The sequence below is a fragment of the Azospirillum sp. P4_B5 genome (assembly GCF_056402275.1).
Window position 1 is genome coordinate 129,512 of sequence record NZ_JBFUHT010000022.1, and the last position, 13,579, is coordinate 143,090.

Below are 13,579 nucleotides of genomic sequence, written 5' to 3' on the forward strand. Positions count from 1 at the left end.
AGTCCCCTCTCCCCTCCGGGGAGAGGGTTAGGGTGAGGGGGTTGCGCGTGGCGCCACGTTCGGCACAAGCGCAACTCCCTCACCGGCTCTCAGCGGATGCCAGAGGCATCCGCCTGCCGCCGTCAGCGCTGGCCTTCGGCCAGCGCGAGAGGCCCTGCGGGCCACCCTCTCCCCAGAGGGGAGAGGGCTATGTTACTCAGCCGCCGGACGCCAACCCCGTCACGAAGGCGGCGATGCGGCGGCAGGCCTCCGCAAGCTCCGCCTCGCCGACCGCGAAGGACAGGCGGACGCAGCCAGCCGCCGCCGGGCCGAAGGCGCCGGCGTCGAGGACCGACACGCCGGTCTCGCGGAACAGCCGCCACGCGAACTCCATGGTCGGCAGGCCGGTGCCGCGCACGTCCACCAGCATGAACATGCCGGCCTCCGGCTTCAGGCAGCGCAGGCCGGAAACGGAGCCGAGCGCCTCCAGAGCGATGTCGCGGCGGCGGCGGTAGCCCTCGCGCATCGCCGCCACCGCCCCGTCTCCCTGCTCGACGGCGACCAGCGCCGCCTGCTGCACGAAGCCCGGCAGGCCGTAGAGCATGCACAGCGCCAGCGTGCCCATATGGCCGACCAACGGCGCCGGGGCGACCACCCAGCCGGCGCGCCAGCCGGTCATGGCGTGCGACTTGGACAGGCTGTTGATGGTCACCGTGCGCTCCGCCATGCCGGGCAAGGTGGCGATGCCGATGTGCGGGCGGTCGAAGGTCAGGCTGGCGTAGACCTCGTCGGCGACCACCCACAGATCGTGGCGGCGGGCGAGGTCGGCCACGGCCTCCAGCTCCTCCGCCGACATGACGATGCCGGTGGGATTGGCGGGGGTCGCCAGGAAGATGGCGCGGGTGCGCGGGGTGACCGCGGCGGCCAGCGCCACCGGGTCCAGCCGCAGCGTGGCGGCGTCCGGGGCCACCGGGACCAGCGTGGCGCCCGACGCGCGGACGCAGGCCTCGTAGGTGAGGTACATCGGCTCCGGAACCAGCACCTCGTCCCCCGCCTCGACGAGGCAGAGGGTGGCGTTGAACAGGCCGTTCTGCGCCCCGGCGCAGACGATGACATTCTCCGGCTCGACGGCCATGCCGGTGCGGCGGGCCACGTCGCGGGCCAGCGCGGCGCGCAGCTCCGGACGGCCGGGAATGGGGGTGTAGTGGGTGTCGCCGGCGTGAAGGGCGGCGATTGCGGCGTCGCGCACCGGGGCGGGCGTGTCGAAATCCGGGTCGCCGACGCTCAGCACGATCACGTCCTCGCCGCGCCCCTTGGCGGTCCAGGCGGCGAAATGGATGTCCCAGGCCGCGACGCGGTCGCCGCGGATGCGGTCGGTGAGGGAAGAGAAACGCATCGGCGGAGGCTCCCTGGCAGGCTTTCCCGTTGGCCGGACAAGGGTCACGGCGGAAGCCAATCCATATGCCCTAGGGCGGTGCCGGGGCACAACCGGGCGTTTGAGGGGCCACGGTGCAATGCGGCCATTCATGCCCATTAGGACACCCTGATATGACTGACCGGCAATTGCAGCGCTGCGAAAGCGGGGCCTATGACGGACCTCAACGATAAAAGCGAATCAATCGCCTGCCGAACAAACGCCCCAGGCAACAAACGCCCGAGAACGTGCAAAGGATGACCATGTACCGCGACCGTATTCGCCTGAAGTCCCTGTGGGGGAAGGTGGTGACGCCGGAAGAGGCCGCCCTGCTGATCCGCGACGGCATGACCATCGGCATGAGCGGCTTCACCCGCGCCGGGGACGCCAAGGCGGTGCCGCTGGCGCTGGCCGAACGCGCCGCGACGGAGCGGTTGAAGGTCACGCTGATGACCGGCGCCTCGCTCGGCAACGACGTGGACCGCATCCTGACGGAGGCCGGGGTGCTGGCCCGCCGCCTGCCGTTCCAGGCCGACCCGGTGCTGCGCAAGGCGATCAACCGCGGCGAGGTGATGTTCGTCGACCAGCACCTGTCGGAGACGGTGGAGCTTCTGCGCTCCCGCCAGATGGGCCCGGTGGACGTGGCGGTGATCGAGGCCTGCGCGATCACCGAGACGGGCGGGATCGTTCCCACCACCTCCATCGGCAATTCCGCGACCTTCGCCATCCTGGCCGAGAAGATCATTGTCGAGCTGAACCTGACCCAGCCGCTCGACCTGGAGGGGATGCACGACGTCTACATTCCGACGCGCCGCCCCTTCCGCGAGCCGATCCCGGTGGTGACGGCGGAGAGCCGCGCCGGCCTGCCCTGCATCCCCATCGACCCGTCCAAGATCGCGGCCATCGTGGTGACCCACAAGCAGGACAGCAGCGCCACCATCCTGCCGCCGGACGGCGAGACGAAGGACATCGCCGGCCACCTGATCGAATTCCTGGACCGCGAGGTGCGGCAGGGCCGGCTGGGCCGCTCGCTGAACCCGCTCCAGGCCGGGATCGGGACCATCGCCAACGCCGTGCTGCACGGCATGATCGACAGCCCGTTCCACGACCTGACCATGTACAGCGAGGTCCTGCAGGACAGCACCTTCGAGCTGTTCGACGCCGGCAAGCTGACCTTCGCCTCGGGGTCCTCGATCACGCTGAGCGCCGGGAAATACGCGGAGGTCCTGCCACGGATCGGCAGCTATAAGGGCCGGCTGCTGCTGCGCCCGCAGGAGATCTCCAACCACCCGGAGGTCATCCGCCGGCTGGGCGTGATCGGCATCAACACGGCGCTGGAGTGCGACATTTACGGCAACGTGAACTCCACCCACGTCAACGGCACGCAGATGATGAACGGCATCGGCGGCTCTGGGGATTTCGCGCGCAACGCCCACCTCGCCATCTTCGTCACCAAGTCGCTGGCGAAGGACGGCCGGATCTCAAGCGTCGTGCCGATGGTCACCCACACCGACCACAACGAGCATGACGTGGACGTCCTGGTGACGGAAACCGGTCTGGCCGACCTGCGCGGCCTCGCCCCGCGCGAGCGGGCGGAGACGATCATCCACAACTGCGTCCATCCCAGCTACCGCGAGCTGGCGCTGGATTATCACCGCCGGGCGCTGCAGCGCGGCGGCCACACGCCGCACCTGCTGGAGGAGGCCTTCTCCTGGCACCTGCGCTACCAGCAGACGGGCAGCATGCAGCCGGCCTGAGGTCCCGAAGCCCTCACCTGCGCAGCGGGGGAGGGTTTGGGTGGGGGCCGTCGCAAGAGCCTGTTCGCCGGATCAGGGGCAGACGGCCTCGACGATCCGGCACACGTCCCCGGCGGTGCGCGGGGTGAAGCGGGCGAGCAGCCCGCCGCGCAGCTCGGGCACGATCAGCGACACCGGCTGCTCGGCGGGGACCGTCAGATCGTGGTCGAGGTCGCAGACGCTGACGTAATCCAGCCCGGTCATGGCGACCAGGAGCGATTGCCGCCCCCGCTCGTCGACGGCGTGGGCGATGGCCCGCCCGTTAGCGGCGGCGTAGGCGGCGGCCTGGTCCCGGGTGTAGCGGGACACCGGCAGCACCCGCAGGGAGGGGTGGCTGCGCAGGACCGTGGCGATGAGGGCGTTGAGGCCGCTGGACAGGCTCGGCATGGGGTTCCAAAGGCTTCCGACTGTGGAGCGCCATGCTACCACGAATTCGGCCGTTGGGGGCGCTACCCCCGCGTGATGCGAAAATGGTCACGCGGGGGTCACGCTCGTACAAAAGGTGTCAACCGGCGCGGACCCGCGCGATGAAGCCGTGGATCTCGTCGCGCAGCAGGTCGGAGTCGCGGGACAGGCTGTTCGCGGCGTCCAGCACTTCGGCAGCAGCCTCGCGCACGTCGGTGGCCGACTGGCTGACCCCGCCGATGTTGCCGGAGACCAGCCGGGTGCCCTGGGCGGCTTGCTGGATGTTGCGGCCGATCTCGTGCGTGGCGGCGGTCTGCTCCTCCACGGCGGCGGCGATGGCCCCGGCGATGGCGTCCACGTCGGCGATGGTCCGGGCGATGTTGCGGATGGCCGTCACGGTGCCTTCGGTGATCGCCTGGATCTCGGTGATCTGGCTGGCGATCTCCTCGGTCGCCTGGGAGGTCTGGGTGGCCAGCGCCTTCACCTCGTGGGCGACCACGGTGAAGCCCTTGCCGGCCTCGCCGGCGCGCGCCGCCTCGATGGTGGCGTTCAGCGCCAGCAGGTTGGTCTGGGAGGCGATGTTCTGGATCAGGTTGACGACGTCGCCGATCTTCTGGGCGGCGCTGGCCAGCCGCTCCACCAGCGCGTTGGTCCGTTCCCCTTCGGCCACGGCGTCGCGGGCGACCGTCGCGGCGCCGTTGACCTGACGGCCGATCTCCCCGATGGAGCTTCCCAGCTGCTCCGACGCAGCGGCGACCGTCGCGACGTTGGCCGATGCCTGCTCCGTCGCGGCGGCGACCGAGGAGGCCTGTTCCGTCGTCGTCTCGGCGGCGCCGGTCATCGTCTGCGCGTTGCTCTGAAGCTGGCGGGCGGCCTGCGAGACGGCCTGGACCACGCCCTGCACGTTGGCGTCGAACTGGTCGGCGAGGGCCAACATGGCGGACCGGCGGTCGGCCTCCATCTGGCGCTTCTGCGCGTCGCTCTCCTCTTGGAGGCGCCGCATCTCCAGCCCGTTGTTCTTGAAGACCTGGAGCGCGCGGGCGAGCAGGCCGACCTCGTCCGTGCGTTCGGTGCCCTGGATGGCGACAGTCAGATCGCCGGAGGCGATGGAGGTCATTTCCGACGTCAGGCGGTGCAGCGGACGCACCACGAAGAACAGCAGGATGGACCCCAGCAGGCCGAAGGCGAACAGCACGCCGGCGCCCGCGACGGTGTAGAGCCGTGTCATGACCTGCTGGGACAGGGCGGTGGCGCGCCGCTCGGCCTCCCGCGTCTCGGCCATGCTCTGCTCCACCCGCTCGCCCAGCGCCGCGGTCAGCTTCTGCCGGACGGGTCGGCCGACGTCGATGGACACGCGGATGGCGCCGTCGGTGTCGAAGCCGCGGGCCAGCTGCACGGTGGTCTGGGCGACGCGCTCATACTCCCCGACGATCGACTTGATGGCCTGGATGCTCTCGCGCTCCGCCGGGTCGTCATAGGCCTCGGCCAGCGTGTCGATGGCGGACAGGGCCTTGGCGATGTTGGCCGTGAGCTGCGCGTTGGCGGCGTCGATGGCTTCGCGCGACGAGGCGACGATGGCGTTCGCCTCGGTGTCCATGGCGTCGCCGAGCGCCGACTGGACGGCAATGGTCGCGCCGAGCCGGTCGGCGACCACCTCGGTGATGCGGGCGGTGGAGCTTGTCAGATCGGAGATCGCGCTCCGGGCGGTCCAGACGAGGCTGGCGATCACGATCAGCAGGACGAGAACCGGAACGAGGATCTTGTGCAATAACTTGCGGTTCGAGAACCAGCGGTGCAGCGGCATGTCCAGGGCTTTCCATTAAGGCGGGCTTGATCGGCGGGGCGACAGGGGGGCACCCAGAGCCGGGTCCAAAAAATTCCCCCGCAGGCCGGTCGGCATGCGGGGGGAGGTGAAACGCGCCGTCAGCCGGCCAGCCGGTCCCAGCAGCCGTCTAAGGCCGGGGACAGCTTGTGCTTCATGATGCGCTGGCTGGGGGTGCGCTCGAACTCCTCGACCACCGCGATGTAGCGCGGATTCTGATAGGGGGCGAGTTGTTTTCCGAGCCAGCCGGACAGTGACGGGATGTCCAGCGTCGCCCCGGCCTTCGGCTTCACGAACAGCTTGATGTCCTGCTCGCCCACCTCGGCGGCGACTCCGATGATGGCGCAGTCCTCGACGGAGGGGTGGGTGGCCGCCACATGCTCGACCTCCCAGGCCGAGACGTTCTCGCCCTTGCAGCGCACGCTGTCGGTCATCCGGCCGTGGAACAGCAAAGTGCCGGCCTCATCGAGCGAGCCGAGGTCGCCGGTGTGCAGGGCACCGTCCTTGAGCGCGCGGGCCGTCGCCTCCGGGTTGCGGAAGTAACCGGCGAAGATGGCGCCGGGCCGGTCGGTGCGGACGACGATCTCGCCCCGCTCGCCCTGCGGCACGGGCCTGCCCGCGCCGTCCAGCAGCTCCACCGTGAACCAGGGCATCGGGCGGCCGACCGCGCCGACCACGCCCTCGTCGTTGCAGGTGGTGATGCTCGACGCCTCGGTCATGCCGTAGCATTCGCGGATCTGCACGCCGAACCGCTCCTCGAAGGGCGTCCAGGTCTCCTTGGGGCAGCCGCCGCCCCAGGCGATGCGCACCGGGTGGTCGTGGTCGCGCGGGGAGACGGGCTGCTTGAGCAGGATCTGCAGGATGCCGCCCAGGTAATGGATGTGGGTCGCCCCGTACTCCCGCACCTGATCCCAGAAGCGGCTGGCGCTGAAGCGGTCGACCATGGCGAGCGACACGCCGCGGATCAGCGGCATGACGATCATCTGGGCGCCGCCGATGTGGTACAGCGGCTCCCACACGAACAGCACGTCGCCGTCGCGGGCGGCGGAGACGCGGGCCACCGCCTCGCCGGCCAGCCGCATCATGCGGTGCGACACCAGCACGCCCTTGGGCCGCCCGGTGGTGCCGGAGGTGTACATGATGGCGAAGGTGTCGTCGGGGGCGGGCGGCGCCTCCTCGAAGGCGGCGTCGGACTCCAGCAGGGTCTCCAGCCGCAGCGCCGCCGCCGGGTCGCCCTGGACGATCAGGGGCGTGCCGGCGGGCACGCCACCCGTCTCGGCGATCACCGGCAGGAACTCGGCCTCGGCGACGATGGCGCCGGGGGCCGAATGCTCCAGGATGTAGCGCAGGCCTTCGCCGCGCTGCTGGGCGTTGATCGGCACCCACACCAGTCCCGCCTTGGCGAGGCCGAACAGGGTGGAGAGCACCAGCGGGCTGTTGCGCAGCATCAGCGCCACGCGGTCGCCGGGCTTCAGGCCCAGCCGCCGCAGCTCCGCCGCGACGCCGTCGGACTGGCGGTCGAGCGTGGCGAAGCTCAGCGCCTCGCCGTTGAAGCGGGCGAACAGGCGGGCGCGTCCGGTCCGGGCCGCCTGCGTGAACAGGCGGACGAACCCTTCTTCGAAATCGGACATGGTGCGTAATCTCGAATGCGTTTGGTCGGTTGGTGACAGCCGAATAAGGTTGCGGATCAGCGCGCCGGACGGCGCAGCCATTCCGCCATCAGCAGCAGGGCCATCACGATCGCGAAGACCACGACGGACACGGCGGCCAGCGTCGGGTTCAACTGGAGGATCATGTCGTCCCACATCTGCTTCGGAAGCGTGGTCTTGACGCCGCCGCTGACGAAGATCGCCACGGTCAGCTCGTCGAAGGAGGTGATGAAGGCGAACAGGAAGGCCGCCACCAGACCGCCGCGGATCAGCGGAACGGTGACCAGCATCAGCGTCTTGAAGCGGTTTGCCCCCAGCGTCGCCGCCGCCTGGTCCAGCCGCCAGTCGTGCCCCTTGACCACCGCGGAGATGGCGACGAAGGCGAAGGGCAGGGCGAGCACCGTGTGGCCGATGATCAGACCGAGGTCGGTGGCGACCAGCCCGATCTGGGCGAACAGGTAGAACAGCCCGACCGCGATGACGATGCGCGGCACGATCATCGGCGCCAGGAAGAAGGCGAAGATCGCCCCGCGCCAGCGCGAGGAGGAGCGGGCGAGCGCCAGCGCGGCCAGACCGGCCACCAGCGTCGCCAGGACCGCCGTGGCAAGGGCCACCGCGAAGGAACGGATCGTCGCCGACACCCAGAGGTCGGAGTTGAAGTAGACCCGGAACCACTCCAGCCCGTAGCCCGGCGGCGGGAAGTCGAGGAAGGGGGAGGTGGTGAAGGCGATGGGAACGACCACCAGCGCTGGGGCGACCAGGAAGACGATCACCGCCCTGGAATAGAGCGGCAGCAGCCGGTCCATCATCTTCGGTCCCAGCACGCGCCCGACCGGACCGCCCAGCGCGGTCGACGCCTTGGCGAGCGCCGACAGGACGGTCATCCCGGCGCCGCGCAGGCGGCCCTGGCCGCCGCCCGCCCGCCCGGAGGTCTCTCCCGACAGGGACGACAGGCCGAACAGCCGGTCGTAGACCCAGCAGGTGACCAGGGCGGCGACCAGCATGAAGGTGGCCAGCGCGCCGGCGAACGCCCAGTTCAGCATCTCCTGGATCTGGGTGATGATGAGCTGCGCCAGCATGGTCTGCTGCGGCCCGCCGAGCAGCGCCGGAACGATGAAGAAGCCCAGCGAGGAGATGAAGGTCAGCAGCCCGGCCGCCGCCACGCCGGGCAGCGAGAGCTGGAAATAGACGAGCCAGAAGGCGTTGGCCGGAGGCGCCCCCAGCGTTTCCGCCGCCTGGACCAGCCGGCGATCGATGGTGGTCAGCACCGGCAGCATGGTCAGCACGGCCAGCGGCAGCATGGCGTGGACCATGCCGGCCATCACGCCGAACTCGTTGTGCAGCAGCGGCAGCGGTGACATCCCGGTGCCGGAGAGGATCTGGTTGATGACGCCGGTGCGCCCCAGTATGACCATCCAGGCGAAGGTCTTCACCAGATAGCTGGTCCAGAAGGGCACCATCACCGCCAGGATCGCCAGCCCGCGCTGGCGCTCCGGCAGCTGCGCCAGCCAGTAGGCCAGCGGGTAGCCGAACAGGAGCGACAGCAGGGCGGTCAGCCCGGCGATGCGGAAGGTGCTCATCAGGACGCGGAAATAGACGTCCGTGGCGACGATGCGGGCGTAATGGTCGCCGGTCCAGGCCGCGGTCTCCAGGTCCTGGACGCTGAGGCCGAGCAGCCGCAGCACCGGGAACAGGAAGAAGATCGCCAGGAAGGCGAGGCCGGGGGCGGCCAGCCACAGCGGGCCGAAGCGCAGCCGCCGCCGCGCCGCGGCGAAGGCGCCGTCATGGTTCAGGGCTGCGGCGCTCATGACACCAGCACCCCGGCGTCGGCGCGCCAGCGCACCGCGACGACCTCGCCCAGCCGCGGCGGGGCGGTGCCGCGGCGCAGCCGGACGGTGATCGTCTCCTCGCCGCCGAGCGACACCAGGACGCGGGTCTCGGAGCCGGCGTAGACGGTGTCCACCACCTCGCCCCGCACCTCGTTGTCGCCGTCGCCGTCGATGTCGAGCTGTTCGGGACGCACGACCAACGTGCCGTCCGGACGGTCCGGCGTGTCGGCGGACAGGCGGAAGCTGCCGTTGCCGGTGACCAGCATGGGCGCCCCGCTGCCGTCGCGTTTGACCTGCCCGCGGAAGATGTTCGACACGCCGATGAAGTCGGCGGCGAAGGCGGTCTTCGGGCGGGCGTAGATGTCGTGCGGGGTGCCGAGCTGCTCGATCCGGGCGTGGTTCATCAGGCAGATGCGGTCCGACATGGCCAGGGCTTCCTCCTGGTCATGGGTGACGTAGATGATCGTGGCGCCCGTCTCGCGGTGCAGGCGCTTGATCTCGTACTGCATGTGCTCGCGCAGCTTCTTGTCGAGCGCCCCCAGCGGCTCGTCCATCAGGATGACCGAGGGCTGGTAGACGAAGCAGCGCGCCAGGGCGACGCGCTGCTGCTGCCCACCGGACAGCTCCTTGGGGAAGCGCCCGGCGAGATGACCCAGGTGGACCATCTCCAGCGCGTCCTTCACGCGCCGCGTCAGGTCCGCCGCGGCGACGCCGCGCATGCGCAGGGGAAAGCCGATGTTTTCCGCCACCGTCAGGTGCGGGAACAGGGCGTAATGCTGGAAGACGAGACCGATGTCCCGCTTGTGCACGGGGGTCCGGGTCTCGTCCTGCCCGTCGATCAGGATGCGCCCGCCGCTGGGCTCCACCAGCCCGCAGATCATCTGCAACAGCGTGGTCTTGCCGGACCCCGACGGGCCGAGCAGCGTCAGGAACTCGCCCGCCGGGACGTCCAGGCGGGTGGGTTCCAGCGCCGTGATGGCGCCGTACCGTTTGGTCAGGCCGTCGACCAGCAGCTTCGGCGTGGCGGCGGCTCCGGCTTGGACCGGCGCTGTCCGCGCCTGTGCGAGCGGTGAGAGCATGGCGGCGGGTCTCCTTTCCGGCAGGCGGGCTTAGCCGAGAATCCAGGCGTTGAAACGCTCGTTCATCTTCGACCGGTTGGCGCCCCACCAATCCTCCTTGGCGATGGTCATCACCTTCAGATTGTCTTCGAAGGTGGGCAACGCCGGGGCGCGCTCCTTCGGGATGCTCTTGTAGGCGTCGAGGTTGGTCGGGCCGTAGGCCAGCACCTCGGTGAAGACGGCCTGACGGGACGGGTCGGCGCAGAACTTGATGAACTGGCGGGCGGCGTCGGCGCGCGGGKTGCCGCGCGGGATGCCCCAGCCCTCGATCGAGTAGAGGCCCTGGTTCCAGTTGATCTTCACCGGGGCGCCGCCGTCGATCACCGCCTGGGCGCGGGCGTTCCACAGGGCGATCATGTCGACCTCGCCGCTCTGGATGAGCTGGCTGGACTGGGCGCCGCCGGTCCACCACACGGCGATGTGCGGCTTGATGCGGTCGAGCGCCTTGAAGGCGCGGTCGACGTCGAGCGGGTAGAGCTGGTCGAGCGGCACGCCGTCGGCGAGCAGCGCCTGTTCCAGCGTGTCGATGGGGTTCTTGCGCAGCGAGCGGCGGCCCGGGAACTTCTCGACGTTCCAGAAGTCGGCCCAGCTCTGCGGGGCGTTGGAGGCGAACTTGTCGGCGCGGTAGCCGAGGATGGTCGAATAGACGTCGGTGCCCATCCAATGGCTGGTCAGCGAGTCCGGCATCAGGCCGGGGACGTCCGCCGCGGCGAAGTTCAGCGGCTCCAGCAGGTTCTGCTTCATCAGGATGTCGCGGGCCGACAGGGTCAGCGTGCAGACGTCCCAGGTGTAGGACTTGGTCTCGACGATGGCTTTGAACTGGGCGGTCGGCTCCGCCTCGCGGGCGACGTTGACCACCTTGATGCCGGTCGCCTTCTCGAACGGATCGTAGAAGGCCTTGCGGAAGGCCGGGCTGTAAGGGCCGCCCGGATCGGCGACAGTGATCTGCGTGGCGGCGAAAGCCGGACGCAGCAGCCCGGCGGGCAGGGTGGCGCCCAGCGCGACGCCGGCGGCTCCCTTCATCAGGCTGCGGCGGCCCATGGAGAAGCCGGAGGTCTTGCTCATGTGAAACTCCCTGTTCTGTGCGGCCGGGGCGTCTCTGTTGCCCCGGTGGATAAGCGTCGCCGTAGCGGCGCGGGTGGGCGGATCGTTGCGCCCAGGAAGAGCCGTGTTTGGGGCGGGAGCCCGAGTTACGCGCGCTTCGCGGCGCGCTTGGCGAGGAACTCCTCCATCATCCGGGCCGGTTCGCCGGACGCGTAGGCCTCGCGCTGGATGCGCACGCCGGCGGCCAGGGCGTCGCGGAAGCCGGCCTCGGTCATCTCGCGGAAGCGCTGCTTGTCCAGGCGCATGGCGACCGGCGGCTTGGCGGCCAGTTCCTCGGCCAGGGCCAGGGACTCGGCCATCACGCGGTCCTGCGGGACGATGCGGTTGATCAGGCCGATGCGGTGGCTTTCTTCGGCGTCCATCAGCCGGCCCGACAGCGTCAGGTCCATGGTGCGGGCCAGACCGATCATCTCCTTCATGATCCACGGGCCGGTGGTGCTGGCGATGCCCGAGTTGATCTCCGGCTGGCCCATGCGGACGCCGGCGTGGCCGATGCGGAAGTCGCCGAGCAGGGCGACCTGGAAGGCGGAGCCGGCGGCGACGCCGTTCAGCGCGACGATCAGCGGCTTCGACAGGGTGCGCATGCGGTGGTAGAGGCGCTCCCACTCCGCGACCCACTCTTCGGCGCGGTCGGCGTCGAAGGTCTTGGTCTCGTTCAGGTCCTGCCCGGCGCCGAAGGCGCGGTCGCCGGCCCCGGTGAGGATGATCGCGCGCACACCGTCCTGGTTCTCGAACTGGTCGAAGGCGACGACCAGCTCGTCGCGCATCGCGGCGTTCCAGGCGTTCAGGATCTCCGGGCGGTTCAGCGTGATGATGCCGACCGGGCCGCGGACCTCGGTGAGGATGAATTTGAACACGGGACCACTCCTGTAAGCGGGGCGTTTCGCGCGCCTTGCGGACGTTCCGGCGCCCGTCGGGGCGGCGCGTCGTATTGCAATACGATACTTGGTATTGAATAGCTTGGCTTGCTTTGCTAGACCTGTCAACGGTATCTCTCGCACACGAACCACAGGACCGATCGCCATGGCTCCGCGCCGTCCGTCTTCCCGACTGTCAGACACGGAATCCGCAACCGTCGATGCGGACGCCTCGGTGAAGGAAGGCGGCCCGGCCCGCGCCGGCGATCCCCTGATGGTCATGTCCGTGGAAAAGGCGTTCCGCGTGCTGAACGCGTTCGACGCGGCGCGCCCGACGATGAGCCTGACCCAGATCGCCTCGATCGTCGGGCTGGACAAAAGCGCGGCGCAGCGCTTCACCCACACGCTGGAAAAGCTGGGCTACCTGCACAAGGACCCGGAGACGAAGCGGTTCGAGCTGACGGTCAAGACGCTCGACCTCGGCCATCATTACCTGCGCGGCAACGGCCTGCTCGAACGCTCGATGCCCTACCTGATGCATCTCAGCAAGACCACCGAGGAGACGATCAATCTCACCATGCTGGACGACACGGAGATCGTCTTCGTGTCGCGCTTCATGAGCCGCCATGTGCTGAACACCGACGTCGTCCTCGGGATGCGGATGCCGGCCTATTGCACGGCGCCGGGGGTGGCGATGCTGTCGCGGATGCCGATGGAGGAAGCCGTCGATCTGATCGACCGCATGGACCTGCACCCCTACACGCCGAACACCACCTGGAAGCGGGAGGATCTGCTGGCGAAGATCGAGCGGTCCGCCGATCTCGGCTACGCCACCGCCTTCGAGGAATATTACCACGGCGACCTGTCGATCGCGGCGGCCATCGTCGGTCCGGCGGGCGCGCCCATCGGCGCCATCAACATCGCCGTCTCGCGCTCGCGCTTCACCCCGCAGGAGGCGGAGGAGCGCTTCGCGCCGCTGGTCGTTGCCGCGTCGTCGTCGATCTCCACCATCGGCCGTCCGACCCCGCCACGGAAAAATGGGCGGCGATGAAAAAAGCTCTTGCCGGGCTTGGCCGACCCGCCTATAACCCGGCTCCCACGACGCCGGGGCCGCTGAGAAGCGCGACGGCGGCAAGGGAACAGAAGATAAGGCGAAGTAACGTCGAGCCAATGTGAAAACAAAGGCTTGACAGAGCAAGTCGAAGCTTCTAGACAAGTCGCCCCGACGCGCCGCACCGGACTCCGGTGACGCAGCGCGGGACGGGCAGCGGTCCTCGACGAGGATCGCGGGATCTTGGATATCGTTGATACCGTGTTGTGAGAAGGGATGCGCAGGCGGCGGTTTTRRCCGTTGGCCGCGGACCGGTTCCGGAAGGGACTGGCATCGCGGGTCGCTTGAGCATCTCGGTCAAGCAGTAAGAGACGAACAGTTTCGAAGGCTTGGGTTGAGGTCGCKYTGAGCGGCCCTGTCAAGAGAGCGTCTGGTCCTTATGGATCGGTGCTCGGCTTGAACCTGAGAGTTTGATCCTGGCTCAGAACGAACGCTGGCGGCATGCCTAACACATGCAAGTCGAACGAAGGCTTCGGCCTTAGTGGCGCACGGGTG

The 13,579-nt window shown here is 69.2% G+C and carries 10 protein-coding genes and 1 rRNA gene; 3 read left to right on the forward strand and 8 right to left on the reverse strand.

The window, feature by feature from the left end; all coding sequences use genetic code 11:
* Positions 1-196: 196 nt before the first annotated feature.
* Positions 197-1,375 (reverse strand): pyridoxal phosphate-dependent aminotransferase, encoded by a 1,179-nt coding sequence (locus AC1DVI_RS18475; protein WP_476959206.1) that lies wholly within the window; start codon positions 1,373-1,375, stop codon positions 197-199.
* A 281-nt stretch (positions 1,376-1,656) separates the two neighbouring features.
* On the opposite strand from AC1DVI_RS18475, the gene AC1DVI_RS18480 reads away from it, so the two are divergent.
* Positions 1,657-3,150 carry an acetyl-CoA hydrolase/transferase family protein gene (locus AC1DVI_RS18480; protein ID WP_476959217.1) on the forward strand — a complete coding sequence of 498 codons (1,494 nt, stop codon included), beginning with the start codon at positions 1,657-1,659 and terminating at the stop codon, positions 3,148-3,150.
* A 72-nt stretch (positions 3,151-3,222) separates the two neighbouring features.
* Here AC1DVI_RS18480 and AC1DVI_RS18485 read toward each other — a convergent pair whose 3' ends face one another.
* The 7 genes from AC1DVI_RS18485 to AC1DVI_RS18515 all read right to left on the reverse strand — a co-directional run bounded on the left by AC1DVI_RS18485 (position 3,223) and on the right by AC1DVI_RS18515 (position 11,973).
* The gene (locus AC1DVI_RS18485) at positions 3,223-3,576 is read right to left on the reverse strand and encodes a hypothetical protein (RefSeq protein ID WP_014242106.1); all 354 of its coding nucleotides are present in this window, start codon (positions 3,574-3,576) and stop codon (positions 3,223-3,225) included.
* A 118-nt stretch (positions 3,577-3,694) separates the two neighbouring features.
* On the reverse strand, positions 3,695-5,398 hold the full coding sequence (locus AC1DVI_RS18490) for a methyl-accepting chemotaxis protein (protein WP_476959207.1): 1,704 nt from the start codon (positions 5,396-5,398) through the stop codon (positions 3,695-3,697).
* Between the two features lie 119 nt (positions 5,399-5,517).
* The gene (locus AC1DVI_RS18495; RefSeq protein ID WP_476959208.1) at positions 5,518-7,047 is read right to left on the reverse strand and encodes an AMP-binding protein; all 1,530 of its coding nucleotides are present in this window, start codon (positions 7,045-7,047) and stop codon (positions 5,518-5,520) included.
* Between the two features lie 56 nt (positions 7,048-7,103).
* Positions 7,104-8,873 carry an ABC transporter permease subunit gene (locus AC1DVI_RS18500; RefSeq protein WP_476959209.1) on the reverse strand — a complete coding sequence of 590 codons (1,770 nt, stop codon included), beginning with the start codon at positions 8,871-8,873 and terminating at the stop codon, positions 7,104-7,106.
* A complete protein-coding gene (locus tag AC1DVI_RS18505) occupies positions 8,870-9,973 on the reverse strand; it encodes an ABC transporter ATP-binding protein (protein ID WP_476959210.1) in 1,104 nt (367 codons plus the stop codon). The genes AC1DVI_RS18500 and AC1DVI_RS18505 overlap by 4 nt, the downstream gene beginning before the upstream one ends.
* Before the next feature lie 30 nt (positions 9,974-10,003).
* A complete protein-coding gene (locus tag AC1DVI_RS18510; RefSeq protein WP_476959211.1) occupies positions 10,004-11,077 on the reverse strand; it encodes an ABC transporter substrate-binding protein in 1,074 nt (357 codons plus the stop codon).
* A gap of 125 nt (positions 11,078-11,202) precedes the next feature.
* A complete protein-coding gene (locus AC1DVI_RS18515) occupies positions 11,203-11,973 on the reverse strand; it encodes an enoyl-CoA hydratase/isomerase family protein (protein WP_476959212.1) in 771 nt (256 codons plus the stop codon).
* A gap of 166 nt (positions 11,974-12,139) precedes the next feature.
* On the opposite strand from AC1DVI_RS18515, the gene AC1DVI_RS18520 reads away from it, so the two are divergent.
* Positions 12,140-13,024, forward strand: coding sequence for an IclR family transcriptional regulator (locus AC1DVI_RS18520; protein ID WP_476959213.1), 885 nt, complete (start codon positions 12,140-12,142; stop codon positions 13,022-13,024).
* 458 nt (positions 13,025-13,482) lie between these two features.
* Positions 13,483-13,579 (forward strand): 16S ribosomal RNA (locus tag AC1DVI_RS18525); the annotation flags it as partial.